Origin of the sequence: Micromonospora sp. WMMA1998, assembly GCF_027497375.1 — a bacterium.
GTDB lineage: Bacteria > Actinomycetota > Actinomycetes > Mycobacteriales > Micromonosporaceae > Micromonospora > Micromonospora sediminicola.
This window is the reverse complement of sequence record NZ_CP114911.1, coordinates 4,635,778-4,660,697: the sequence shown is the minus strand read 5'-3', so window position 1 is coordinate 4,660,697 and position 24,920 is coordinate 4,635,778. Positions and strand designations below refer to the sequence as shown.

Below are 24,920 nucleotides of genomic sequence, written 5' to 3'. Positions count from 1 at the left end.
CGTCAGGCCGGGTGCGGCTGGCGCAGGTGGGTGACGAACCAGGCGCCGGCCTGGTCGGCCACCTGCTCCAGCGTGCCGGGCTCCTCGAACAGGTGCGTGGCGCCGGGCACGATCCGCAGCTCGGCCACCTCGCCGAGCGCGTCCCGGGCCTGCTCGTTGAGCAGGATCACCTGCTCGTCCAGCCCGCCGACGAGCAGCAGCGTCGGCGCGCGTACCGCCGACAGGGAGCTGCCCGCCAGATCCGGTCGGCCGCCCCGGGAGACCACCGCGCCCACCCGCTCGGGTCGGGTCGCGGCCGCGACCAGGGCGGCGGCCGCCCCGGTGCTGGCGCCGAAGAGCCCGATCGGGAGCCGCCCGAGTTCCGGGTCGGCACTCATCCAGTCGACGATCCCGGCCAGCCGCTCGGCGAGCATCCCGATGTCGAAACGCAGCTCCGCGGTGACCTCGTCGCGCGCCTCCTCGTCGACGGTCAGCAGGTCCACCAGCACGGTGGCGAGCCCGCGCGCGTTCAGCGCCCGCCCGACCGCGACGTTGCGCGGACTGTGCCGGGAGCTGCCGCTCCCGTGCGCGAACAGCACCACCCCGCCGGCCCCCGAGGGCACCGACACGTCCCCCACCAGCCCACCCTCGACAACCGGCACCGAAACCTCACGCACACCCCTCACCCCCGGTCCCCCCATACCCCCCTCTCCCGCGATCATGAGGTCAACCCCAGCTCCGCCGTGCGGCGGCGGCTCGACTCCGCGCCGAACCTGACGTGGCCCGAAACCGGGCCGGGCTGCCCGGCTCGGACGAGGACAAGGGTTCGCGCCGCCTTTCGAGCTGATATCACGAACGATTCGCGGCCGGACCCGACTCGCGGCCGGCCATCGGCACACCGGCCACATGCCGACGGCCCCGGCTCGCGCGGCGACACGTCACCTCCGACCGATATACCGCTCAGTCATAAAAATGACTCAGCGGTATATCGGTCATTCGGCGATCGTCCCACGAGCTGGCTACTGACGGTGACCGCGGCCTCCCCACATTGCTGTTCGCGGGCAGGTGACGCGCACTGTCGGACGGTCGGCGAGTCCCCCGGGTGGGCGAGGGGGATCGCAGGGGTGGAGGTGGCGGCCCCGACGCGCGGGACGAATCGCTGCCGCGCCGTCGACGACGGGGCACGACCGCGGGGTTGCCTTGACGTCGGCGGCAAGGTCTAGCGTCGGCACCAGAGACGGACGGGGGAACGCCCATGCGGATCGGTGAGCTGGCGGAGCGGGCCGGTACGAGCGCCCGGACCCTGCGCTACTACGAGACGCAGGGGCTGGTCCGGCCGCGCCGGTCGGCCAACGGATACCGGGTCTACGACGAGGCGGAGCTGCGCGTCGTGCACGAGATCCGCTCCCTGCTGGCGATCGGGTTCGGTCTGGACGACATCCGGCCGTTCGTCGCCTGCCTGCGCGCCGGCCACGACTCCGGCGACGTCTGTCCCGACTCGGTGGCGGTGCTGCGCCGCAAGCTGGCCGAGGTGGACGACTACCTCGACCGGCTCGGCGTGGTCCGCCGCCGCCTGCACGACCAGCTCGCCCGCGCGATCGCCCATCGGGAGGAAACATGCCTCAGGACACGCAGACCGGCCGGTTGACGGCGGTCACCGACGCCACGTTCGCGACCGCCGTGCTGGCCGCCGACCGGCCGGTGGTGGTCGACTTCTGGGCCGAGTGGTGCCCGCCCTGCCGGGTGGTGTCGAAGCACCTGGCCGAGCTGGCCGAGGAGTTCGGTGACGCGTTGCGCTTCGTGACCGTCAACACCGACGAGAATCCGGCCACCACGCGGGCCTACCAGGTGATGTCCGCCCCGACGATGCTGGTCTTCCGCGGCGGCGAGGTGGTCGGCTCCATCGTCGGTTCGCGGCCGAAGAACCACCTCCGGCAGAGCTTCGCCGGTCACCCGGACGGTTGAGCCGCCGCCGGGCGGGAACGCGCGGGGTGACCACGGACCCCGATCGATCGTGAGGATCTCCGATGGCGAAGAAGGACAGGTCCCGGGAGCGGGAACTCAGCGACCAGGAACGCCGTAAGCAGGAGTTGGAGCGCTCGCCGGAGTGGGCCGACCGCGCCGCCGTGGCGCGTACCTCCGACGACCCGCGCGCGACCGCGCCGCGGGACGCCGGCGGGCGCCCGTCCAACGGCCCTCAGTTCTGAGGTACGGGCACCGGGCGGCCCCGCCGACAGGTGCGGTGGGGCCGCTCAGCTCAGGTGCTCCGGCAGGTGCATCAGCGGGGCCCGACCCTGCGGCTGTTCCGGCTGCGGGCCGGACGGGTGGGCCGGCGGCACCGGCACAGTGACCGGCCGGGCGCAGGTGACCCGCAGCGGCTGGCCGTGGTGCAGCAGGTCCAGCACCGTGTCGGGGCCGCCGTTGCGCAGCGAGTATGTGGTCTGGTGCGGCCGGACGTCGACCCGCAACCGCATGGACCGCCACTGGAGCGAGAACTCCAGGCGGCTGAGCCGGCTGGAGAGCCGGGGCGTGAAGGAGAGCGTCCCGTCGTGGTCGCGCAGCCCGCCGAAGCCGGCGACGAGCGCGATCCAGGCTCCGGCCAGGGACGCCATGTGCACCCCGTCGCGGGTGTTCTCGTTGAGGTCGTGCAGGTCCATCAGCGCGGCCTCGCGCAGGTAGCGGTGGGCCAGCTCGGGGAAGCCGACCTCGGCCGCCAGCACCGCCTGGGTGCAGGCGCTCAGCGACGAGTCGCGGACCGTGCGCCGCTCGTAGTAGGTGAAGTTGCGCAGCTTCTCGGCGGGGCTGAACGCGTCGCCCCGCCAGTGCATGGCCAGCACCAGGTCGGCCTGCTTGACCACCTGCTTGCGGTACAGGTCGAAGTACGGGTAGTGCAGCAGCAGCGGATACTTCTCCGGCGGCGTGTGCTCGAAGTCCCACTCCTGCAACCGGGTGAAGCCCTCCACCTGCTCGTGCACGTCGATGTCCGCGTCGTACGGGACGTGCATGTCGTTCGCGGCGTCCCGCCAGGCGGCGGCCTCCTCCTCGGTGACGCCGAGGTCGAGCGCCTGGTCCCGGTAGCGCATCGCGCAGTCGGCGGCGGTGAGCAGGTTCCGCTGGGCCATCAGGTTGGTGTAGACGTTGTCGTTCTTCACCGCGGTGTACTCGTCCGGGCCGGTCACCCCGTCGATGTGGAACCGGCCGGCGCGGTCGTGGTGGCCGAGTGACCGCCACAGCCGGGCGGTCTCCACCAGCAGTTCCAGCCCGATCTCCCGTTCCAGCGCCTCGTCGCCGGTGACCAGCACGTAGCGACGCAACGCGTCGGCGATGTCGGCGGCGATGTGGAACGCGGCGGTCCCGGCCGGCCAGTACGCGGACGACTCGGGCCCCTCGATGGTGCGCCACGGGAAGGCGGCGCCGTCGAGGTTGAGCGTTCGGGCCCGCTCCTGCGCCTGGGCGAGGGTGGCGTAGCGCCACTGCAACGCGTCCCGCACCGCGCCCGGCTGGGTGTACGTGAGCACCGGCAGCACGAACATCTCGGTGTCCCAGAACGCGTGCCCGTCGTACCCGGGGCCGGTGAGGCCCTTGGCGGAGATCGGCCGCCGTTCCGCGCGGGCGCCGGCCTGGAGCACGTGGAACAGCCCGAACCGGACGGCCTGCTGGACCTCCGGGTCGCCCTCGACGCGCACGTCGGCGGCATCCCAGAACGTGTCCAGGTATTCGCGCTGCGCGCGGCGCATTCCGTCCCAGCCGTCGAGGCGGGCGGAGGAGAGCGCGGCGCCGACCTGGTCGCGCAGCGCCGGCAGCGACCGGCGGCTCGACCAGCCGTACGTGAGGTACTTGACCACCCGCAGCTTCTCGCCGGGCTTGAGCACGCAGCCGATGGTGGTGCGGACCCAGTCCTGGTATCCCTCGGACTCGATGGTGGTGCGTTCCGGGCCGGTCACGTCGTGACCCATGGCTGCGGCGACCCGCAGGCCGCTGACCTTGGTGCGGTGGATGAGCAGGCCGCCGTCGTCGGTGGTCAGCTCCTCCTCGGCCTGCAACGGTGACTCCAGCACGGCGGCGACCCGGGGGTCGCGGCTCTGCGGCGGTAGCGACTCGTTCGCCACCAGCTCGGACTGGAGGATCAGCCGCAGCGGCCCGTCGACCGCCTCCACCTCATAATTGATCATCGCGACCGAGCGGTGGGTGAACGACACCAGCCGGGTGCTGCGCACCTTGACCTCGCGGCCGGCCGGGGAACGCCAGTGCACCTCCCGCTGCAGCGTCCCGGCGCGCAGGTCGAGAACCCGTTCGTGGTCGAGCAGCTCGCCGTAGCGGACGTCGAGCGGTTCGTCGTCGACGAGCAGCCGGATCAGCTTGCCGTTGGTGACGTTGACGATGGTCTGCCCGGACTCGGGGAAGCCGAAGCCGGCCTCCGCGTACGGCAGGGGCCGCAGCTCGTAGAACGAGTTCAGGTAGGTGCCGGGCAGCCCGTGCGGCTCCCCTTCGTCGAGGTTGCCGCGCAGGCCGATGTGGCCGTTGGAGAGCGCGAAGACCGACTCTGACTGGGCCAGCACGTCCATGTCGAGCCGCACCTCGCGGATGTGCCAGGGCTCGACCGGGTAGGACCGTTCCCGGATCACGCGGCCGGCTCCGTGGTGAGCAGGTCGGCGAGGTCGGTGACCACCACGTCGGCGCCGTGTGCGCGCAGCTCGTCGGCCTGGCCGACCCGGTCGACGCCGATCACGTACCCGAAGCCGCCGGCCTTCCCGGCGGCCACCCCGGCGAGCGCGTCCTCGAAGACGGCGGCGTTCGCCGGTTCGACGCCGAGCAGCCGCGCGCCCTGGAGGAACGTGTCCGGGTGCGGCTTGCCCCGCAGCCCGCGTTCGCGGGCGACCACCCCGTCCACCCGGGCCTCCAGCCAGCGGTCCAGACCGGCGGCGTGCACCACGGCCTCGCAGTTGGCGCTGGCCGAGACGACCGCCCGGCGCAGCCCGGCCCGGGTCGCGGCCTCCAGGTAGCGCACCGAGCCGTCGTAGACCTCGACCCCGTCGTGCGCGATCCGTTGGAGCAGCACCACGTTCTTGCGGTTGCCGATGCCGTTGACGGTGTCCGCCTCCGGCGGGTCGTCGGGGGTGCCCTCGGGCAGCGTGATGCCGCGTGAGGCCAGGAACGATCGCACGCCGTCGGCGCGGGGCTTTCCGTCCACGTACCGGTTGTAGTCCGGTCCGCTGTCGAACGGGCGGAACGGCTCGCCGGTCTCGGCCGACCGGCGTCGCAGGAACGCGTCGAACGTCTCGGCCCAGGCGGCGTTGTGCACCTTGGCGGTCTGCGTCAGCACACCGTCGAGATCGAAGAGACACGCGGTCACGTGCGCGGGTAGGCCCAGCATTGCCTGAATCTATCCACGCCGTCGGCCGGGCAAACCCGATTCGACGCGTCAGCGGTTGGGGCGCAGCGTCCAGGTGACGGTGAGCGCGGAGGTGACGGTGCCGTCCTCGGTGCCGATCTCCACCTCGACCGGGAACTCGGGCCGCGTGCCGGCGTCCAGCTCGGCCAGCACGTCGGCGGGCGGACGCCCGAGCCGCGCGGTGGCCCGCACCGGCCCCATCGCCACCTTGAGGTAGCGGATGGTCGCGGTCACGGCCAGGGGTACGGCCCGGTCGAGCACCTGCCCGAACGCGGCCAGGACCACCGCACCGGAGGCGGTCTCGCCCAGGGTGAACATGGCCCCGGCGTGCGGGCCGCCGACGTGGTTGTGGTGCGCCGGGTCGTCGGGGAGGCGGACCACGGCCCGGACCCCGCCCTCGGCCTCGGGCGCCACCTCGACGATTTCGATTCCGAGCGTGCGGGCGAACGGCACGGCGTCGAGGAGACCGGCCGCCACCTGGCGAGAGTCGATGGACATGCCCGAACGCTACTCGCCAGTAACAACCCGGGCAAGCCCGGCCCTCCGCTCCTTCGGTTCGGCGGATCAGGCCGGGTGCTCCAGGCCGGCGACGCCGTCCAGGACGGTGGTCAGGTTGCGCTGGAAGGTGTCCTCGGCGTCGAGGTGGGCGCCGTCGACGACGAGTCGGGCCACGGTGGGGTAGCGGCCCGTGTCGAGCATGCGGGTCAGGTAGGGGCCGTGGGCGGCCTGCCAGGCGGAGAGGTCGGCGCCGGTCGCGCGGGCGGTGCGCCGCTCGGCGATCTCGCGGCGGAGCGCACCGACGAGGAACGCGTTGAGCGCGCCGAGGGCCCGCTGGAGGTCGTCCACGTCGCGTACCCCCGGGGCCTGACTGAGCGCCGCGGCGGTCGTCTCGGCCACGGCGAGCGCGTGCGGCCCCAGGTGGGGCCGCGCGCCGAGCAGGTCGGGGAACCACTCGTGGTCGAGCGCGGCGGCGCGGGTCCGACGCATGACCGCCAGCACCGTGTCGCGCCACCCGGTGTGCCGGTCGACGTCGGCGATCTGGGCGTAGACGGCGTCGACCATCAGGTCGAGCAGTTCGGACCGGTTCGCCACGTAGTCGTAGAGCCGCATCGGGCCGACGCCCAGCTCCTTGGCCAGCTTGCGGACCGACAGCCCTTCCAGGCCGGCCGCGTCGGCGAGCCGGACGGCGGTGTCGGCGATCTGCGCGCGGGTCAGTGGCACCGGCGTCGCCCGCGGCCGAGGCTCGGGCCGTTCCCAGACCGGCAACGGCACGCTACCGTACGGTGTATCCACAAAATACAGTGTACGGCAAGGAGGCGCGGATGAGCATCGCGATCGTCGGCGGCGGCCTGGGCGGCCTGACGCTGGCCCGGATCCTGCACCGGCACGGCATCAGCGCGGTGGTCTACGAACGTGAGGCGACCCGGTCCGCGCGTGCCCCGGGCGGTTCACTCGACCTGCACCCGGAGTCGGGGCAGCGGGCCCTGGCCGACGCGGGGCTGACCGAGCGCTTCCGGTCCGAGGCGCGACCGCAGGGCGAGGAACACCGCATCCTCGACCCGACCGGACGCACCCTCGTGCACCACACGCCGGAGTCGGGCTCCTTCGCCGGCCGCCCCGAGATCGACCGCGGGGCGCTCCGGGACCTCCTGCTCGATTCGCTCCCCGCCGACGCGGTGACCTGGCACCGGCGGCTCGTCGCCGTGTCGCCGCACCCCGCCGGCGGCTTCGGGTTGACGTTCGACGGCGGTCACCGCGCCGACTGCGACCTCCTGATCGGCGCGGACGGTGCACGCTCGGTCGTCCGGTCACTGCTGACCGATGCGACACCGTCCGCCATCTCGACCCTGGTGGAGCTGACGATCCGGGACGCGGACCGGGACCACCCGGACGTCGCCGAGATGGTCGGCCCCGGCAACCTCTGGGCCATGGGTGTGCGGCAGGTTCTGTCCGCGCAACGCCTCGGCGACGGCCGCATCCGCGTCGGCGTCTCCCTCCCGGCAGTGGACCATCCGGTCGACACCTACCGCAGCAAGCGCGCCCTGCTCGACCTGTTCGACGGCTGGCACCCCCGCCTCACCGCGCTCATCGACGCCGCGGACGGTTCGCCGGCGCCACGCACCATCGAGGCCGTGTCCACCGACGTCCGCTGGGCCCACCGCCCGGGCGTGACCCTGATCGGTGACGCCGCGCATCTCCTGCCACCGGTCGGCGAAGGCGCCAACCAGGCGATGCGCGACGCCGCCGACCTCGCCGCGCGCCTGGCCGCCGCGCCCGCCGACCCCGACGCGGCGATCCGGGCGTACGAGGAGGCGATGTTCACCCGGATCCGCCCGATCGTCGAGATGTCGGCACGGGCGCACGCGATGATGCTGTCTCCCACCGCCGCCGACGACATCGTCCGCTTCTTCGCCCCGCGGCCCGCCGCGACCTGAGGGTCAACCCGCGCTGAGGTCGGTGCGGCGGACGATCCACCAGAGCATGACCAACGCCAGCGCGGCCAGGGCCAGGTAGCCGCCCGCGACGATCAGGTGGAACTCGGGGATCCGGCTGCCCGGCTGGTATTGCAGGTGCTGCTGGAGATGGTGCTCGGCGAAGCAGACGAACGTCCGGCCGGTGCCGTTGTCGGGCGGACAGAGCTGCTGCAGCTCGACGCCGCTCAGCTCACGCCCCGAGGGGTCGAACGCGCCGGACGGCCCGTCCACCCCGTAGTCGATCAGCCCACCCTTGACGACCAGGGCGTTGTCGCGCAGCACGTCGAGGTTCGGCCCGCCGATGGGCCGGTGCGCGGACAACGACTCTCTGAGGGTGGGATAGCGCCACTTGACCAGGTGGGTCAGGCCGACGAAACCCGCCGCCACGGCGAACACGGCGGGGAGCGTACGCCTGATCGCGGCGCCGAGTGCGACGCCCACCGCGAACCAGCACAGGCTGATCACGGCCGGCAGCATCGCGGTGTTGACGAACGGCCCGTAGTCGAACAGGGTCACCTCAGCGACCCGGGCCTGGAGTCGCTCCAGATGGTCGCTGACGCCGGCGACGGCACTGGTCACGGCCGCCACGAACAGGCCGAGCACTGTCAGCCTGATCCACAGCCAGCGCTGCGGGGAGACGTCCTGACTCCAGGCCAGCAGCAGGGTGCGCTGCTCATGTTCCCTGGTCAGCACCGGGACGCCGACGAACACACCGATCAGCAGCGGCATCCACTGCACCACCAACGACAGGACGGCCAGGGTCAGGACCAGGCGGGACGATCCCCCGAGCCGTCGGCCCTGCGGCGAGCCCTCCGGGCAGAACGTCTCGTGGCACTGGTGCCACAGGCTGGTCAGCTCCACCGACAGGTAGGTCATCCAGCCCACCAGCACCGCGGCCAGGACCAGCGTGCCGATCAGGGTCCAGCGGTGCTGTCGCCAGGTCAGCCACAGCAGACCGCGTACGCCACCGGCGTACCCCAGGTCGTCCTGGCGGTTCGTGGCGGCGGACGCCCGGGTCATCTGGCTCATGCGGCTGCCTCCCGCTCGTGGGGCGCCCGGGACGACGCCCGGAGGTAGGTCAGGATCAGCTCGTCCAGCGCGACGGGCTGCACGGTCCAGCCGGGCGCCACCACGGCGTGCGCCGTCGGTGCCGCCGGCCGGCGCAGGACGAAGGTGGACTGGCGCTCGGTGTGCTGGGCCTGAACGACCACACCCGGGCCGGGCGGCTGGTCGGCGCGGGGTCCGGCCATCCGCACGTGGCCGTCGAGCAGGTCCTCGACGTCGCCGGTGAGCACGGGCCGACCCGCGTCGAGCAGCAGCAGGTGGTCACCGACGACGCTGAGCTCGGCGATGATGTGGGTCGACAGCACGACGGTCATGTCGTCGTCGGCGGCCTCCGCCATCAACTCACCGGTCACCTCGGTGCGGGCCACCGGGTCCAGGTTGGCGAGGGGTTCGTCCAGCAGCAGCACCTCCGGGCGGGAGCCGAGCGCGACCGCCAACGCGACCTGTGCCCGCTGTCCGCCGGACAGCTTGCCGCAGCGCCGGTCCAGGGGGACGTCGAAGCGCCTCAGCCACGACAGCGCCCGCCGCTGGTCCCACACGCGGTTCGTCGACCGGCCGAAGCGGAGCATGTCCGCCACGGTGAAGTCGCGGTAGAGCGGCTTGTCCTGGGCCAGGATCGCGACCCTGCTCCCGCCGTCGGTGGACCGGCCGCGCGCCACGGGCCGGCCGTGCACGAGCAGCGTGCCGCTGGTTGCCGCCAACGTGCCGGCGATGATGCTCAGCAGCGTCGACTTGCCCGCGCCGTTCGCGCCGACCAGCGCCACGATCCGGTTCGCGGGCAACGCGAAGCCGCACTCCCGCAGCGCCCACACCGCGCCGTAGCGCCGGCTCAGGTCGCGGGCCTCGACGGCGACCGGCTGGCCGCTCACGCCGCGCCCTCCTTGTTCCGGAGCGCCGCGTTCTCCCCGATCACCGAGGCGAGCAGCGCCTGGACGTCCTCGTCCTCCAGGCCGGCCTCCCGGGCCTGGCCGAGCCACCGGGCCAGGCTGCCCCGCAGGCGGGCCATGACGTGGGGATCGGCGTGGCCGAGCGTCCCGCTGACGAACGTGCCCGCGCCCTGCCGCGCCTCCACCAGGCCGGACAGCTCCAGCTCCCGGTAGGCCTTGAGCACCGTGGTCGGGTTGACCGTGCACGAGGTCACCACGCTGCGCACGGTGGGGAGTTGGTCCCCGGGTCGTAACGTCCCCACCCGCAGCGCCTCGCGGACCTGCCGGACCAGCTGGGCGTACGCGGGGACGCTGCTGGACCGGTCGACATGAAAGTTGATCACCCTGGTGACCCTCCGTCAGATTGTTATGGTTTAGTAGAACACCAGTCAATCAACATGGCAATGCCCGCACGGCGTTTCGGCGACCGCCGCCTCCGGGTAGCCAGATGCCCATGAACCGCGATCTCGCACGCGGGCTGACGGTGGCGTGGGCACTGCCGGAGTTCCGCGACGGACTGCGCCACCTCGTCGACCTCGACGAGGTGACCGTGCTGCTGGCCGCGCTGTCGCTCCCCGACCGCGACCGCGAGGTCGAGCGGAGCCTGCTGGGCCTGCTGCGCTCCGGCCTGGAGACCACCGAGGTCCGGGAGGCGGTGTTGCTGCTGCTGGAGCGGGACACCGTACGCCGGCCGCTCGTCGCCGCGGCGGTGGAGCCGATCGCCGACCGGCCGGCCCAGGTCACCGCCGTCACGTCGGCGGCGGAAGACCCCGCGGTACGGCGGGAGGTGCGGGCCGTGCTGGACAGCGCCGACGTGCGCGAGCTGATCTGGCGGGCGGTCGACGACCAGGTGAGCGACAACCGGTTCGGCCTGATCCGCCGGGCGGCGGTGCTGTTCGTCCGGCACCCGAGCGCACGGCGGCTGGCGTGGGCGCTGCGCCGGCACGGCGTGCTCCGCGAACTACGCCGCCGGGCGTGACCCGACCTAGCGGCGCCCGAGCATCCGCTCCACGGAATCCCACTGCGACCAGGCGAACGACTCGTCACCGTCCTCGTCGCCCATCCGGCGCAACTCCGCGAGGGCCCGCGCGTCACCCCGTAGGGCCAGGCCGGTCGCCGCGTACACCTGGGTCTCGCGGTCGTCGCCGCCCGTCAGGCCGGCGAACAGTCCCCGCAGTGCCGGCGCGTCGACAGCGGAGTGGACGAGATGGGCCGTCGCCACCCGGCGAACCGTCGGGTCCGGGTCCCGGGCGAGCCCCAGCATCGCGTCCAGGACGTGCGGCGGCGGGTCGTCGGCGCGCCCGCCGGCGCCGTTGAGCAGGTCGGCGGCCGCGCGGGTGCGCACCTCGGGGCGCGGGTCCCGGACGAAGGGGAGGAACTCGTCGAGGACCGCGCCGATCTCGCGGAAACCGGCGTAGGCGCCCAGCACGTGGCACAGCGTCGCGGTGTCCGTCTCGGCCGCCGTCCGACGCCGCAGCACCTCCAGGGCCTCCGCGGCGTACGGCGCGTCGGGCGACTCGCCGTCGATCGTGCAGTGGTGCAGCAGTTCGGCGGTGAAGAGGCGCGCCGGCACCTCCGGATCGTCCAGTCGGCCGACCGCCCACCGGAACGTCTCCTCCGGGGGGAACCGGGTCATGACGGCGTGGCGGGACGTCTGCCAGTCGCACGACTCCGGGTCGGCCGACCACAGAGCCCGCGCCAGCAGTTCGTCACGGGACACGGGCAGGCCCAGCCGTTCCTCGACGACGGTGACGACGGCCCGGTGCCCGGCGAGTACCTCCGCCCACCGGCCGTCGGCACGGGTCAGCCGGATCCGCAGTGCCCGGGGCGAGTGCTCACCGGCCGTGACCTGGTCCCGGGTCACCGTGACGGCCTCGCCGTCCGTCGCTCCCGATCGACGGCGCAGCTCGGCCTCCGGGTCCACACCGAGCCAGGCCCGGGCCGCGTCGAGCGCACCTCGCAGAGTGGCCTCCGGGACCGGGTAGCGGTCGAGCAGGTGACGCAGCAGCTCACTCGCCCCGTGCTCGGCCGCCCACACCACCGGGTCGACCCCACCCCAGGGACCGGAGGGTACGACCTCGCCGTGCTCGTACAGCAGTTGGGCGAAGCCGGGACCGCCCCGGCGGACCACCTCGGCGGCGACCGCACGGCCGTCGTCCTCCCACTGCGCCGCCCGGGGCAGCGTCGACAGGTGCCGGCGGACGGCGACCAGGTCGCCGTTGCGCACCGCGTCGATCACCGATTGCTCCACCCGGCCATTCTCTCCCTCCGGCGCACCGGGCAGCCGGGCGGCTCGGCGGCCCGGCCCCGGCTGGCACAGCGACAGGTCAGTTCCGAGCGATATACCGCTGGGGCATGAATATGACTCAGCGGTATATCGGTCCTTCGGTGGTCGGCCAGCCAGCTGACTACTGACAGTCGCCGGGCCTTCCCCACCTCGCCGTTCGCGGCAGGCGACACCTTTTCGGGTGTCGCAACGCCTTTCGGGTCGCAGCCACGCCGTCCGGACAGGGGTCGCGCGGAGTCAGGGGCCGGGGCGACGGGTGACAGGTGAATGCCCGCGTCAGCGATGAACCGCGCGGCGTGCGGCAGCACGGGGTGGGAACCGATCTTGCGCACGGCCATCCGGCGAATGTCCCGGTTGAGCCGGCCGGAGGCACTGGTGACCGCTGCCCAGTTCCACTCGGGGAGTTGTCGCCCCGGTGCCCTACGGCTGGGCGCATAGAGTCGACTGGGCAAGGACAACTCGCGCGACCGGGACGGGGCGGGACATGGACCGGGGCACCCGTGGCGACCTGCTCGGCCACCTGGCCGACGCGGTCGGCGCCGTCGCCGTCGCGCACCCGGTCCGGGTCGCCGTCGACGGACCGCCCGCCACCGGCAAGACCACGCTCGCCGACGAACTGGCCGCGGTCCTGCGCGCACGGGGCCGGATCGTCATCCGGGCCACGGTCGACGACTTCCTCTTCCCCAGGGCGCTGCGCTACCGGCGCGGCGAGTACTCGGCCGAGGGCTGCTACGTCGACACCCACGACCACGACGCGCTGCGCCGGGTGCTGCTCGATCCGCTCGGCCCGGGTGGGGACCGACGCTTCCAGCACGCGGTCTACGACCACCGCACCGACACGGTGCTGGCCCCGCCGGTCGTGACCGCCCCCGCCGACGCCGTGCTGGTCGTCGACGGCGTCTTCCTCCTGCGGCCGGAACTGATCGACCGGTGGGAACTGCGCGTCTTCGTGTCGACCGCGCCCGACCGGACCGTCGATCGTGCGGTGGTCCGGGAACGCCACGTGTCGTCCCGGGCCGACGTCGAGCGGCGGTGGCGCGAGCGCTACCTCCCCGCCCAGCGGCTCTACGTCTCCCGGGCCCACCCGACGGAGCACGCCGACGTCGTCGTGCACAACGACGACCCACGGCGGCCGGCCTGGCAGACCCGGACCTCCCGCGCGCCGCGCTCCTCGGGTGGCAAGCTGGCGACCATGGACAGGGAGCAGGTGGCCGGCTGGATCGCGGCGTACGAACAGGCGTGGCGGACACCGGGATCGGCGGCGCTCGCCTCGATCTTCACGGCCGATGCGAGCTACCGGCAGGGGCCGTACCGGGAACCGGTCGTCGGCCTTCCCGCCATCGCCCGGATGTGGGAGAGCGAACGCGAGGGACCCGACGAGGTCTTCGAGATGACCGTAGAGGTCATCGCCGTCGACGGCGACACCGGTGTGGCCCGGGTGCACGTGCGCTACGGCGACCCCGCCGCCCAGGAGTGGCAGGATCTGTGGATCATGCGGTTCACCGAGGACGGTCGGTGCAGGTCCTTCGAGGAGTGGCCGTTCGCGCCGGAACAGCGGACCACCGACGCCGGGTGAGGCCGACACCGTTGCCCGGTCGTGTCACCCGCGAGACCTTCGGTGCCTACCGTCCGAGCAATGCGATCCCGCGCGGCGACGACGGCAGCGACGGTGGTCACCCTGCTGTCGGGACTGCTCACCCTGCTCGGCTGTCTCAGTTGCCTGCCGTTCCTCGCGCCCACCGAACCGTGTCCGAACGACACGGCCGACTCCTTCCAACAGGCGCGGATCGTCCTCTTTCTGCTCAGCGTGGTGATGCTGCTGGCGGCGGCCCTGTCCGTCGCGCTCGCCTGGGGCGGCAGGTGGAGCCACTTCCCGAACCCCTGGCCGTGGCTCGCGGTCTCCGTGCTCACCATGGTCCTGAGCGCGAGCATGACGATTCCGATCGACCGGTTGAGTTCCTGCTGACGATCGCCGCGACGACCGGCGACACGGTTCAGGCGCGCTTGGCGTACGCGACGAATGCCGCCCAGCTCGCCGGCGTGAACGTCAGCGCCGGCCCCTGCCGGTCCTTGCTGTCGCGAACCCCGACCACGCCGGGCAGGTTGTCGGCCACCTCGACGCAGTCACCGGAGTTGCCGCTGCTGCGGGTGCTCTTACGCCAGGTCGCGCCGGTCAGCTCCATCGTTTCGCCGCCTCCGAGATCGCCGCCAGGGTCGCCCCGTGCGGCATCGCCTCCGCGCGGACGGACTCCCAGGTCTGCCGCAGCGAGTTTACGTCCACGGTCCGCTCCACAATGGTGCCGTGCAGCTGATTGTCGAGGTAGCCGACGTCGTCGCCGTCGGCGGGGGTGGCGAGCACGAACGCACCGTTGAGCCCGGGATAGGCACCGACCGTCTCCGGGACCAGGTGCAGGTGCACCCGCGGACGGCGGCCCATCTCGACCAGATGCGTGAACTGCTCCCGCATCACCTTCGGCCCTCCGACCGGGCGGACCAGGACCGAGTGGTCGAGCACCGCCACGAACTGCGGCGGCGCGGGCCGGTCCAGCACCGCCTGCCGAGCCAGACGAGCGGCCACCTGCTGTTCCAGCGCCTCGCCGACAAGCGGGCTCGCACCCTCATGCAGCGCCCGGGCATACTCCTCGGTCTGTAGCAGGCCCGGGACCACCAGCGGTTGGAAGCTGCGCAGCGCGGACGCCTCCTGCTCGATGCTCACCCACTCGCGGAACCACGGCATCAGCGCCTCCTGCACCAGTGCATCCCGGATGCGCACCAGCAGGCCGCCGCCGTGCAGCACCTCGTCGCAGCGCTCGGCGAACTCGGCGCGCGGCGCGCGGCGGCACTGCTCGACGGCCGCGACCAGCGAGGCGGAATAGCTCACCCGCTCGCCCAGCGCCTCCTGGGTCAGCCCCGGGTCGGTGCGTAACCGGCGCAGCTCACCGGCGAACAGTTCCCACAACGGCACACGGATCATCTGCACACCTCTGCACACGGCTGCACACGGACGTCGGCCGCTCGGACGGCCGGGACGGTGGGGGCGGAACGCCTTCCGACCCTAGCCACGCGGTGACGACACTGTCACGCAGTGGAGCCGAAGTCGTCCGGTTCCCGCTACCGAGAGGAGCACCCGTGATCAGCCACCAGCTCGGCCAGCCACCGGACGGGCCGGCGGCGGACCGCCCCCGCCCGTACCCCCTGCACGCCACCCCGCACACGCCGCTGCGTCCGATGTGGTGCTGCCGGGCCTGCGGCCGGCCGTGGCCGTGCCCGCTGGCCCGCCTGCTGCTCAAGAACGAGTACGAGGACAACCAGATCGGCCTGGCCGTCTACCTGTGCGGGCTGCTCTACGAGGCGACGCGCGACCTCTACCGGCTCAACCCCGACGACGCGCCGCCGCCGACCGAGATGTTCACCCGGTTCGTCGCCTGGGGCCCGCACCGCCGCCCGATCATTGCGCCACCGCCCGGCGGGTGTTAAGCGGGGCCCCCTCCTCTGCAGAATGCGTTAATAGGGGGCCCCTCCTTTCATCGCCAGCCGACGTCGATGCGGTCGCCGCGCTCGTCGAAGAAGTGCAGCGCGTCCATCCGCACCTGCACCGCGAGCGGGTGCCCGGAGGCCACCTGCGGGTAGGGCGCCAGCCGTACCGCCAGCTCGGCCGGGCGGCGGTGGTGCCGGCCCGGGTCGGGCAGCACGCTGGTGCGGTTGCCACCGCCACCGCCGTTGGGTGCCGGGAGCGCGTCGGCCGCCGACTCCGCCGCGCGACCGGTCAGCCGCTGCATCACCTGACCGAACCGGCGCAGGCTGCGCTGCCCGGGTGCGGCCCGCTCGACCGGGGTGCCCATCTCGTCGACCACGATCGCGGTGGCGCCGATGTCGAGGAAGGCCAGCGACTCGTGGCCGTGGTGCTCCAGGTAGCGGATCCGGCCATGCAGCACGTCGCCCGGGGTGTCCGGGGCCACCGGGGTGAGCGCCTCGGCCCGCATGCCGACCACGATCCGCTCGCCGTGGTAGTGCGCCACGGCCCGGCTGCGGATGTCGTCCCAGGGCAGGTAGAGCGCCTGCTCACCGAGGCTCAGCGCGACGTAGCGGTCGAGGTGGACGTAGACGGACGCCTCCAGCAGGTTCATCCGAGGGCTGCCCAGGAAGGCGGCGACGTAGAGCGTGGCCGGCCGGCCGTACACCTGGGTGGGGGTGCCCACGTCCTGGAGCACGCCCTTGCGCATGATGGCGACCCGGTCGGCCATGGTGAGCGCCTCGGCCTGGTCGTGGGTGACGTAGATGGTGGTGACGCCCAGCTCGCGGGTGAGGCCGGAGATCTCCGCCCGCAGTTCGGCGCGGAGCCCGCTGTCCAGGTTGGACAGCGGCTCGTCCATCAGGAAGAGGCCGGGGCGGCGCACGATCGCCCGGCCCATGGCGACCCGCTGCCGCTGGCCGCCGGAGAGCTGGCTGGGCTTGCGCGCGAGCACGTCGCCGATGCCCAGCGCGCCGGCCACGTCCTGGATCCGCTCGCCGCGCGGCCCGGGCTCGACGCCGGAGAGCCGCAGCGGGAAGCCGATGTTGTCACCGACGGTCATGTGCGGATAGAGCGCGAAGTCCTGGAAGACCATGGCGATCTTCCGGTCCCGCGGCGGCAGGTCGTTGGCGAGTTCACCACCGAGCATGACCGCGCCGGAGGTCGGATCCTCCAGCCCGGCCACCATCCGCAGCACGGTGGACTTGCCGCAGCCCGACGGGCCGAGCAGCACCATGAACTCGCCGTCGTTGACGTCCAGATTGATGGTGTCGACCGCGATCGTTCCGTCCTGGAACACCTTGGTGACATCCTTGAGCGCGACGGTGGTCACCGTCACCTCCCCAGTCGCTCGCCCGAACCCGGCAATGACTGTGACCAGGATCATCGGATCCGCACATCGGGTAAACGTGCCATGTTCGTCTCGTGACAGTCCTATTAAGCGGTATTCGCCGGGCCCCACAGTTAAGTGACCGGCCAGTAACCGTTTTTCACGCCGGTTCGTGAAGAAAGACCCGCCGCACCACCCGCTCGGCGGCGCGCCCGTCGTCGAGCGCGCAGAACCGGTTCCGGAACGCCGCCCGCGCCCGGCGGGCCGTCTCGTCGTCGACCGCGCCGGAGCGGAACACGTCGAGCAGCCCGGGAAAGTCCACCGCCACCGCGCCCGGCGGCTCGGCCAGCAGGTCGAAGTAGACGCCCCGGGCCACCCGGTAGGCGTCCCAGTCCGGGGCGTAGACCACGATCGGCCGGTCCAGCACGCCATAGTCGAACATCGCCGAGGAGTAGTCGGTGACCAGCACGTCGGCGGCCAGATAGAGGTCCTCCACCCGGTCGTGGGCGCTCACGTCCAGCACGCCGTCCGCCGCCGGTCCCCCCGGGTGACGCTCCCGGTCGTGGAAGTAGTGGCTGCGCATGAGCAGCCGCCCGGTCGGGCCGAGCACGTCGCGCATCCGGTCCGGGTCGAACGGTGGCCGCCAGCCGGGCAGGTGCTCGCGGTGCGTCGGCGCGTAGAGCACCACGTACTCGTCGGGTCCCAGGCCGAGCGCGGCGCGGGCCCGGCGGCACTCCTCGGGCGTCGCCCGGACCAGCCGGTCGTTGCGCGGGTAGCCGACCTCCAGCGTGGTGTAGTCCGCCGGGTACGCCCGCTCCCACATCTGCGTGGAGAAGCTGTTCGAGGTGACGCTGTAGTCCCAGCGGTCCACCCGGCGCAGCAGCCCGGCGAAGTTCATCCCCATCGCGCCGACCGGGTAGCGCTGCTGGTCCAGCCCCATCACCTTGACCGGCGTGCCGTGGTGGGTCTGCACGTGCACCGAACCCTGGCGCTTGCGGACGAAGTCCGGGAAGTTGACGTTGTTGACCAGCCAGTGCGCCCGGGCCAGCACCCGGTGGTACTCCCGCGTCCCGGCGATCACGTACTCCACCCCCGGCGGCAACGCGGCCACCCGGTCCCGCCGCACGATCCACACCCCGCGCACCTGCGGCGCGAGCCGCCGCGCGGCCTCGTAGATCGCGGCCGGGTTGCACGAGTAACCGCGGTACCAGTAGGCCGCGTAGACCGCCAGCGTCGGGTCGATCGGCCGGCGCAACTCGGCCCGGTAGTACTCGCGCAACGCGGTGTCCCGGGCCCGTCGGGCCGTACGCCGGACCACCGGCGCCACCCGCCGGCGGGTTCCCGCGGCGGTCCGCCGGGCGACCTCCCCCGCCTGGTGTGCCTCGCGCAACGCGCTGAACGTCCGCCACCGCCCGGCCGCCACCAGGCGGTGCTTGAGCCCTTCCACGCCCGGCGGGACCGGGTAACCCTCGGGCGGCAGGAAGCGGACGTAGTCGGCGTGCATCTGGGCGAAGAAGGGGGCCCGCAGTTCGGGCGCGATCCGGTCGCCGTTGCCCAGCACGGTCAGGTGGTGCCAGACCATCCGCTCGAAGATCGCCGGCCGCAACCCGGCCACCGCCGGACCCCACCGGTCCATCAGCCGGAACACCCGGTGCCACTGGGCGAACACCTCGAAGTGCCGGTCACCCCGGGTCCGGGTGATCGCCCCGGTGCGGCGCTGCCGGTAGTTCAGGCAGACCCGGTCCAGCACCCCGATCCGGTCGGCGGCCATCAGCGCCGGATAGCTGAACGAGACGTCCTCGTACCAGCCCGGTTCGAAGCGGAGCCCGCGTTCGACCAGGAACTCCCGGCGGACCAGGCGGTTCCAGGCGGTGTGCAGCAGTCGCAGCGTCTCCGGCCGGTCCCGCAGCGCGAACGTGGTCGGGCCGGGCGGCTCCGGGAAGACATCGCGCATGGCGCTGCGGGTGCCGACGTCGTTCCAGTGCGCCCGGACGTGGTCCACCAGCAGAACGTCCGGGCGGGTGTCGCGGAGCCGGTCCGCGACGTGCGGCAGGCAGCCGGCCACCAGCCAGTCGTCCCCGTCGACGAACCACACGTACTCGCCGACCGCCCGGTCCAGCCCGATGTTGCGGGCCGGACCGAGCCCCACGTTCTCGGTCAACCGGACCGGGCGGACCCGGGGGTCGCGGGCGGCGTACTCGGCCAGGATCTCGCCGCTGCCGTCCGGCGACGCGTCGTCCACGCCGATCACCTGGAGGTCGCCGAACGGCTGGTCGAGGATCGAGTCGAGACACTCCCGCAGGTAGCCCTGCACCTTGTAGGCCGGCACGACGAAGCTGATCAGCGTCATCCCGGCCCGCCCTCCGTCAGCCCGGCGAGCGCACACCCCCGTGGGCGCGGGCCGGCAGGACCACCCAGGCGAGGACCACACTCGCGACGAAAACCACAAGAAGGTACGTACCGAGTGTAGCCAGAGCGATACTCACAATTCCGGCGATCAGCGCTATTCCCAACAGGAACGAGCGCCCCTCCCAGCCCAGCGTGGCGGCGTGCAGCGGCGGCGCCGACTGCCGCTTCTCCAGCCGGGCGGTCAGGTCGTAGTGGTGCAGCGTGAGCACCAGGACGTACCCGAAGATCAGCCAGGCCGGCGCGCGCCCGGCCACCCCGACCGCGATGGCGAAGAGATACTCGGCGGCCCGCAGCGCGGCCGGCACCAGCCAGTCCAGCGCCCCCGCGTGCGGCGCCCGCGCGCCCTGTGCGGCGCCCAGCAGCAGCACGAGGACGAGGACCGCCGCCCAGCCGGGCAGGTCCCGCCCGCCGTGCACCGCCCACAGCGCCCAGACCAGCAGCGCCGCCGCGCCGAGCGCGGCGACCACCGCCGTCAGCAGCGGCCGGCGCGCGGTCGGCAGCGTCCGGGTCAACAGGCCGTCGTCGCGGTGCAGGCCGGCGTCGACGGTGGTCAGCACCGGCACCTTCATCCAGCGCGCCCGCAACGTCCGCAACGCCCCGGTGTACGCGAACGCCAGCGTGCCCCAGACCAGCACCGCGCAGAGCGCCACCAGCGGGCCGAACAGCGCGGCGGCCAACGCGATCAGCGCCCACCGCTCGCCGATAGGGAACACCACGGTCCGCTTCAGCCAGTACGAGACCGAGCCGGTGTCCGCCTGCACCCGGGTCGACGCCGCGTTCAGCTTCCCGCCGATGCCGCCCGCGTCCCCGGTCACCACCTTCGGCCGGCGCGCCGCCTCGTCGTGCAGCGCGCCGTACCAGGTGTCGGTCATGTGCCGCACGGTCTGCACCGTCATCGCGGCCAGCGCCAGCGCCCAGCCGTACCGGAACCCGGCGTGCGTGGCCCCGTAGCCGAGGCCGGCGTAGACCACGTACTCCTTGAACCGGTCGGCCATGGTGTCCAGCCAGCCGCCCCAGGCGCTGAAGTGCCGGGTGTAGCGGGCCAGCTGCCCGTCCACGCAGTCGAGCACGAAGCCCAGGTAGAGCAGGACCGCGCCGGCCACCAGCGCGGGCCGGCCGCCGACGCCGAACAGCACCGCCGACGCCACCGCGAACGCCACCGACACCATGGTGACGCCGGTCGGGCCGATCCCGATCCGGGCGGCGGCCTTCGTCACGTACGGGGACCAGGTGCTGACGAAGAACGTGGTGAAGAAGTCGTCCCGCTCCTTCACCGACAGCTTCAGCTCGGCCCGGTCCTCGTCGACCGCCGCCACCTGCGCCTCGGCGGCCCGCCGCTGCGCCGCGTCGCCGGCCCGGTGCGCCACGAGCAGGCGTACCCGGTGGGCGAAGATCAGGGTGCCCCGGGCGGCGAGGTCGGCCACCAGCCGGTCCAGGTCGGCGAGCGGCCCACCCCCGGCCACCCGGCGGGCGGCCTCGGCGAAGGCCGGCAGGTCGGCCGGGCCGACCCGCAGCGCGCCGCCGAACACGCCGGTCGCGTCCGCGACCGCGCCGGCCTCGACCACCTGCCCGCGCTCCTCACGCACCGTCGCCTGCCCGGCCGCCGGCGGATCGGTGAGCACCAACGCCACTGTCGGCCCGACCGGGCTGGTCGCGAGATGCTTCAGTACGGCCGTGTGCGCCACCAGGTCGATGCCGCTGACCAGCACCGGGCCGGTCGCGCCGGCCACCAGGTCGGCCAGCTCGGCCTGGTCGGCGGCGATCCGCACGTCGTCCGCCCCGGCCCGGCGCCACTGCGCGGCCAGCCGGTCGGCCGGCGCTTCCCCGCCCTCGGTGGGGCGGCCCGCCGCCGGTCCGGCGGCGAGCACGATCGCGAGCGTCACCGCTGCGCCGCGTCGGCGTAGGCGGCCAGCGCCTCGTCGATCGTCCCGTCGACGATCAGTCGTCCGGCGTCGAGGTAGAGCCCCCGACGGCAGAACCGGGTGAGGTCCTTGTCGTTGTGTGACACCAGCACCAGCGTGCGCCCTTCCGCGAGAAGTCGCTCGATGGTCGCATAGCACTTCGCGCGGAACTCCGCGTCCCCGACCGCGGTCACCTCGTCCACCAACAGCACCGGGTGCGGCAGGTGCGCGATCACCGCGAAACCGAGCCGCACCTTCATCCCGGACGAGTAGTGCCGCACCGACGTGTCGATGGCGCGTTCCACCTGCTCACCGGCGAACGAGACGATCTCGTCGAAGTGCCGCCGCAGGTAGGTCGGGGAGAGCCCGTGCAGCCCGCCCACCAGGTAGAGGTTCTCCCGGCCGGTCAGGTCGCCGGAGAAGCCGGCGGAGAGTTCCAGCAGCGGCGCCACCCGGCCGCGCACCGCGATCGTGCCCTCGTCCGGGATGAGCACACCGGCGATCAGCCGCAGCAGCGTGCTCTTGCCGGTGCCGTTGCGCCCCACCACGCCGACCGTCTCACCCGGCTCGACCCGGAACGACAGGTCGCGCAGCGGCCAGAACCGGCCCGCGTCCGGGTCGCGCGCGCCCCGGTGCACGATCAGCTCCCGCAGCCGCAGTTGGCGGCGCCGGTTGCGGACGAACCGGATGCCGAGCCCGTCCGCCTCGATGATCGCCGTCATTCAGAGTTCCTTCAGCACGGCCGGTTCGAGGCGGTGGAACGCCCACCAGCCGAGCGCCAGGACCAGCCCGCTGCCCACCACCGTGACGGTGAGCAGCCGGGCGTCCGGGAACTCGTCCGGATACCAGATCGCATGGTGCAACTGGAAGATCCCGACCAGCGGGTTCAGCTCGTAGGCGACCTTGAGCCAGCCCGGCATGCCGGAGTCCCGGACCAGGTTCAGCGGATAGATGATCGGGGTGGCGTAGAACAGCACCCGGATCACCAGCCGCATGATCCGCTCGATGTCCCGCATCAGCACGTTGCCCGCCGACAGCAGCAGGGCCAGGCCCACCAGCAGCGTGAACTGCACCGCGACGGCCAGCGGCAGGGCGAGCAGGTTCCACCCCGGGCGGATCTTCCCGTGGGCCGCGTAGAGCGCCGCGATGGCGACCAGGATCGGCAGGCCGGCCAGATACTCGGCGAACCGGCCGGCGACCCGCCCGATCGGGAAGATCGGCCGGGGCAGGTTCATCGTGGTGATCAGCCGGGACTGCCCGGTGAGCGCGTTGGCCGCCTCGGTCAGCGCCGAACTGGCCCACATCCAGGCGAAGATCCCGGTGATCAGGAACAGCGGGTACGAACCGGCCGCCTCGCCCAGGTGCCGTCGGGTCGCGCCGGAATAGAGCACGCCGAAGACGAACCAGTAGATCAGGCCCATGCCCAGCGGCTCGATCAGCGACCAGAAGTAGCCCAGCAGCGACTGCTGGTACTTCACCGCGAGATCCCGCCGGACCAGGATGCGCAGCGAGGTGCGGGCGGACCAGAGCGCCGCGACGGCGGACGTCACCGGGCCATCGTCGCGCCGCTCATCGTCGGCGTGGCGGCCGTCGACCGGGGGTCACCCCAACGGGGTCAGCACTCGATCACGTTGACCGCGAGGCCGCCGCGCGCCGTCTCCTTGTACTTGACCTTCATGTCGGCGCCGGTCTCCCGCATGGTCTTGATGACCTTGTCCAGCGACACGTGGTGCACCCCGTCGCCGCGCAGCGCCAGCCGGGCCGCCGTGATCGCCTTGATGCTGGCCACCGCGTTACGTTCGATGCACGGGATCTGCACCAGGCCGCCGACCGGGTCGCAGGTGAGCCCGAGGTTGTGCTCCATGCCGATCTCGGCCGCGTTCTCCACCTGCTCCGGCGTGCCGCCCAGCGCCTCGGCCAGCCCGGCCGCCGCCATCGAGCATGCCGAGCCGACCTCACCCTGGCAGCCGACCTCCGCGCCGGAGATCGAGGCGTTCTCCTTGAACAGCACGCCGATCGCGCCGGCGGCCAGCAGGAACCGCACCACCCCCTCCTCGGAGGCGCCCGGCACGAACCGGGTGTAGTAGTGCAGCACGGCCGGGATGATCCCGGCGGCCCCGTTCGTCGGCGCGGTGACCACCCGCCCGCCGGCCGCGTTCTCCTCGTTGACCGCCAGGGCGAACAGCGTCACCCAGTCCATGGCGCGCAGCGGGTCGCTGCCCTCACCCTCCGCCTCCAGGCCGCGCCGCAGCTCGGCCGCGCGGCGGCGGACCTTCAACCCGCCCGGGAGTACGCCGTCGCGGGTGCACCCGTTCTCCACGCACTCGCGCATCACCCGCCAGATCTCCAACAGCCCCGCGCGCACGTCCGCCTCACTGCGCCAGGACAGCTCGTTGGCGAGCATCACCTCGCTGATCGCCAGGCCGGTGCGGGTGGTGACGTCGAGCAGCTCCGCGCCGGTGAGGAACGGGTGCCGGACCCGCGTGCTGTCCGGCTTGATCCGGTCCGCCCCGGCGGCCGCCTCGTCCACGACGAACCCGCCGCCCACCGAGTAGTAGGTACGCGTACGCACCTCGTTCCCGGCCGCGTCGAACGCCGCGAACGTCATCCCGTTCGGGTGGTACGGCAACGAACGCCGCCGGTGCAGCATGAGGTCCCGGTCCGGGTCGAAGTCGATCTCCTGGCTGCCGACCAGGCGGAGCCGCCGCTCGGCACGGATCCGCTCCACCCGCGGCCCGACCGTGTCGGTGTCGACCGTCTCCGGGGCCTCGCCCTCCAGCCCGAGCAGCACCGCGCGGTCGCTGCCGTGGCCGTGGCCGGTGGCGCCGAGCGAGCCGAACAGCTCCGCCTGCACCCGGGTCACGTCGGCCATCTGCCCGTCGGCCTTGAGGCCCGCCACGAACGTCCGGGCGGCCCGCATCGGCCCGACGGTGTGCGAGCTGGACGGCCCGATACCGACGCTGAAGAGATCGAAAACACTGATCATGGCTGCACTTTCCTCGCCGTCGTCCCCGTTGTGCGGATCCGAACCGGTGCGTGCCGCGTGCCCGCTCGGCGGGTTCGACGGCCCGGCGCCCGGGGTGTGGGCGCCCGACCGGCGAGCCTACCTCCCCAGCTCACTACCCGCCCCACCCCGCCGCATGCCCCGCGGCCGCACTCCCGCCCCGGGATCTTGCGAACAACGAGCACGCACCACCTGCACGATCGCGGAGCTGAGTCGGTGGACGCGTCGGCGGGGGTGCGCCGGGGTAAGCACCTACGGGTGCCCGGGTCGCCGATCCTCCTCGGGGCCGAGGGCGCGGCGCGCACCCCGTTCTACCGTGGAATCAGCGCGGCGGATCGCCGCAGAAGTGGGAGACGACGATGAGTCGCAAACTGGTCCGGCCCCGCGAGGGGCGCATGATCGCCGGTGTCTGCGCCGGCCTGGGGCAGCGGTTCGGCATGTCGGCCGGCATGGTCCGGCTGCTGTTCCTGCTGTCGTTGCTGCTGCCCGGCACCCAGGTGATCGTCTACCTGGTCCTGTGGATCCTGATGCCGAACGAGGACCGCTACCTCGCCACCCGCTGACCCGATGCCACCCGGCCCGAACTACGCGGCCCACTGAGAACGGGTGACGGGAAGCCGGGTCACTGTCAGTAGTCAGTCG

Annotated in this window: 26 protein-coding genes and 1 pseudogene; 10 read left to right on the top strand and 17 right to left on the bottom strand. The window is 72.8% G+C overall.

Translation table 11 applies throughout. The features are described from left to right. Positions 1-2 precede the first annotated feature (2 nt). Positions 3-698, bottom strand: a complete 696-nt coding sequence (locus O7600_RS21470) for an alpha/beta fold hydrolase (RefSeq protein ID WP_281594227.1) — start codon at positions 696-698, stop codon at positions 3-5. 536 nt (positions 699-1,234) lie between these two features. Here O7600_RS21470 and O7600_RS21465 point away from each other — a divergent pair. The 3 genes from O7600_RS21465 (at position 1,235) to O7600_RS21455 (ending at position 2,186) form a co-directional block, all read left to right on the top strand. After that, a complete protein-coding gene (locus O7600_RS21465) occupies positions 1,235-1,627 on the top strand; it encodes a MerR family transcriptional regulator (RefSeq protein ID WP_098743917.1) in 393 nt (130 codons plus the stop codon). Then, on the top strand, positions 1,597-1,944 hold the full coding sequence (gene trxA / locus O7600_RS21460; RefSeq protein WP_281590004.1) for a thioredoxin: 348 nt from the start codon (positions 1,597-1,599) through the stop codon (positions 1,942-1,944). Before O7600_RS21465 ends, trxA begins: the two co-directional genes overlap by 31 nt. Positions 1,945-2,006: 62 nt before the next feature. Then, on the top strand, positions 2,007-2,186 hold the full coding sequence (locus tag O7600_RS21455) for a hypothetical protein (RefSeq protein ID WP_091583174.1): 180 nt from the start codon (positions 2,007-2,009) through the stop codon (positions 2,184-2,186). A 45-nt stretch (positions 2,187-2,231) separates the two neighbouring features. Here the strand turns inward: O7600_RS21455 and O7600_RS21450 are convergent, their stop codons facing one another. The 4 genes from O7600_RS21450 to O7600_RS21435 form a co-directional block, all read right to left on the bottom strand. Continuing rightward, positions 2,232-4,604, bottom strand: coding sequence for a glycoside hydrolase family 65 protein (locus O7600_RS21450; RefSeq protein WP_281590001.1), 2,373 nt, complete (start codon positions 4,602-4,604; stop codon positions 2,232-2,234). Beyond that, on the bottom strand, positions 4,601-5,353 hold the full coding sequence (locus O7600_RS21445) for a beta-phosphoglucomutase family hydrolase (RefSeq protein ID WP_281589999.1): 753 nt from the start codon (positions 5,351-5,353) through the stop codon (positions 4,601-4,603). The genes O7600_RS21450 and O7600_RS21445 overlap by 4 nt, the downstream gene beginning before the upstream one ends. 48 nt (positions 5,354-5,401) lie before the next feature. Next, the gene (locus O7600_RS21440; RefSeq protein WP_281589997.1) at positions 5,402-5,869 is read right to left on the bottom strand and encodes a DUF4442 domain-containing protein; all 468 of its coding nucleotides are present in this window, start codon (positions 5,867-5,869) and stop codon (positions 5,402-5,404) included. Between the two features lie 66 nt (positions 5,870-5,935). Further along, positions 5,936-6,664 (bottom strand): TetR/AcrR family transcriptional regulator C-terminal domain-containing protein, encoded by a 729-nt coding sequence (locus O7600_RS21435; RefSeq protein WP_281589995.1) that lies wholly within the window; start codon positions 6,662-6,664, stop codon positions 5,936-5,938. Positions 6,665-6,693: 29 nt separating this feature from the next. Here O7600_RS21435 and O7600_RS21430 point away from each other — a divergent pair, with 29 nt between their 5' ends. After that, positions 6,694-7,806: an NAD(P)/FAD-dependent oxidoreductase gene (locus O7600_RS21430; RefSeq protein ID WP_281589993.1), complete on the top strand. Its 1,113-nt coding sequence runs from the start codon at positions 6,694-6,696 to the stop codon at positions 7,804-7,806. A 3-nt stretch (positions 7,807-7,809) separates the two neighbouring features. On the opposite strand, the gene O7600_RS21425 is transcribed toward O7600_RS21430, so the two are convergent. The 3 genes from O7600_RS21425 to O7600_RS21415 are packed head-to-tail and all read right to left on the bottom strand — an operon-like array spanning position 7,810 to position 10,180. Next, on the bottom strand, positions 7,810-8,874 hold the full coding sequence (locus O7600_RS21425; RefSeq protein ID WP_281589991.1) for an ABC transporter permease: 1,065 nt from the start codon (positions 8,872-8,874) through the stop codon (positions 7,810-7,812). Beyond that, positions 8,871-9,779 (bottom strand): ABC transporter ATP-binding protein, encoded by a 909-nt coding sequence (locus O7600_RS21420; protein ID WP_281589989.1) that lies wholly within the window; start codon positions 9,777-9,779, stop codon positions 8,871-8,873. Before O7600_RS21420 ends, O7600_RS21425 begins: the two co-directional genes overlap by 4 nt. Further along, positions 9,776-10,180: a GntR family transcriptional regulator gene (locus O7600_RS21415; protein ID WP_281589987.1), complete on the bottom strand. Its 405-nt coding sequence runs from the start codon at positions 10,178-10,180 to the stop codon at positions 9,776-9,778. The genes O7600_RS21420 and O7600_RS21415 overlap by 4 nt, the downstream gene beginning before the upstream one ends. 110 nt (positions 10,181-10,290) lie before the next feature. Here O7600_RS21415 and O7600_RS21410 point away from each other — a divergent pair, with 110 nt between their 5' ends. Further along, on the top strand, positions 10,291-10,815 hold the full coding sequence (locus O7600_RS21410) for a hypothetical protein (protein ID WP_281589985.1): 525 nt from the start codon (positions 10,291-10,293) through the stop codon (positions 10,813-10,815). Between the two features lie 6 nt (positions 10,816-10,821). On the opposite strand, the gene O7600_RS21405 is transcribed toward O7600_RS21410, so the two are convergent. Further along, complete coding sequence (locus O7600_RS21405) at positions 10,822-12,087, bottom strand: hypothetical protein (RefSeq protein WP_281589982.1); 1,266 nt, start codon at positions 12,085-12,087, stop codon at positions 10,822-10,824. A 520-nt stretch (positions 12,088-12,607) separates the two neighbouring features. Between O7600_RS21405 and O7600_RS21400 the strand changes: the two are divergent. From O7600_RS21400 to O7600_RS21390, 3 genes and pseudogenes are all read left to right on the top strand, one after another. Then, positions 12,608-13,273: pseudogene (locus O7600_RS21400) on the top strand (AAA family ATPase); the annotation flags it as partial. Positions 13,274-13,315: 42 nt separating this feature from the next. Continuing rightward, positions 13,316-13,699, top strand: coding sequence for a nuclear transport factor 2 family protein (locus O7600_RS21395; protein ID WP_281594226.1), 384 nt, complete (start codon positions 13,316-13,318; stop codon positions 13,697-13,699). A gap of 60 nt (positions 13,700-13,759) precedes the next feature. Beyond that, complete coding sequence (locus tag O7600_RS21390; RefSeq protein WP_281589980.1) at positions 13,760-14,089, top strand: hypothetical protein; 330 nt, start codon at positions 13,760-13,762, stop codon at positions 14,087-14,089. Between the two features lie 28 nt (positions 14,090-14,117). Here the strand turns inward: O7600_RS21390 and O7600_RS21385 are convergent, their stop codons facing one another. Further along, positions 14,118-14,306 (bottom strand): DUF397 domain-containing protein, encoded by a 189-nt coding sequence (locus O7600_RS21385; RefSeq protein WP_281589978.1) that lies wholly within the window; start codon positions 14,304-14,306, stop codon positions 14,118-14,120. Next, entirely contained in the window at positions 14,297-15,097 is an 801-nt protein-coding gene (locus O7600_RS21380) for a helix-turn-helix transcriptional regulator (protein WP_281589976.1), read from the bottom strand. Before O7600_RS21380 ends, O7600_RS21385 begins: the two co-directional genes overlap by 10 nt. 155 nt (positions 15,098-15,252) lie before the next feature. Here O7600_RS21380 and O7600_RS21375 point away from each other — a divergent pair, with 155 nt between their 5' ends. After that, on the top strand, positions 15,253-15,600 hold the full coding sequence (locus O7600_RS21375) for a hypothetical protein (protein WP_281589974.1): 348 nt from the start codon (positions 15,253-15,255) through the stop codon (positions 15,598-15,600). 47 nt (positions 15,601-15,647) lie between these two features. Here the strand turns inward: O7600_RS21375 and O7600_RS21370 are convergent, their stop codons facing one another. The 6 genes from O7600_RS21370 to O7600_RS21345 form a co-directional block, all read right to left on the bottom strand. After that, positions 15,648-16,967, bottom strand: coding sequence for an ABC transporter ATP-binding protein (locus tag O7600_RS21370; RefSeq protein ID WP_281589972.1), 1,320 nt, complete (start codon positions 16,965-16,967; stop codon positions 15,648-15,650). Between the two features lie 157 nt (positions 16,968-17,124). After that, entirely contained in the window at positions 17,125-19,314 is a 2,190-nt protein-coding gene (locus O7600_RS21365) for a bifunctional glycosyltransferase family 2 protein/CDP-glycerol:glycerophosphate glycerophosphotransferase (protein ID WP_281589970.1), read from the bottom strand. A 16-nt stretch (positions 19,315-19,330) separates the two neighbouring features. Continuing rightward, positions 19,331-21,241 (bottom strand): DUF5941 domain-containing protein, encoded by a 1,911-nt coding sequence (locus O7600_RS21360; RefSeq protein WP_281594225.1) that lies wholly within the window; start codon positions 21,239-21,241, stop codon positions 19,331-19,333. Positions 21,242-21,252: 11 nt separating this feature from the next. Then, entirely contained in the window at positions 21,253-21,996 is a 744-nt protein-coding gene (locus O7600_RS21355) for an ABC transporter ATP-binding protein (RefSeq protein WP_281589968.1), read from the bottom strand. Next, positions 21,997-22,824 (bottom strand): ABC transporter permease, encoded by an 828-nt coding sequence (locus O7600_RS21350; protein ID WP_281589966.1) that lies wholly within the window; start codon positions 22,822-22,824, stop codon positions 21,997-21,999. Between the two features lie 65 nt (positions 22,825-22,889). Continuing rightward, complete coding sequence (locus O7600_RS21345; protein WP_281589964.1) at positions 22,890-24,260, bottom strand: L-serine ammonia-lyase; 1,371 nt, start codon at positions 24,258-24,260, stop codon at positions 22,890-22,892. Positions 24,261-24,637: 377 nt separating this feature from the next. Here O7600_RS21345 and O7600_RS21340 point away from each other — a divergent pair, with 377 nt between their 5' ends. Continuing rightward, on the top strand, positions 24,638-24,841 hold the full coding sequence (locus O7600_RS21340; protein ID WP_281589962.1) for a PspC domain-containing protein: 204 nt from the start codon (positions 24,638-24,640) through the stop codon (positions 24,839-24,841). The last annotated feature ends 79 nt before the right edge of the window (positions 24,842-24,920 follow it).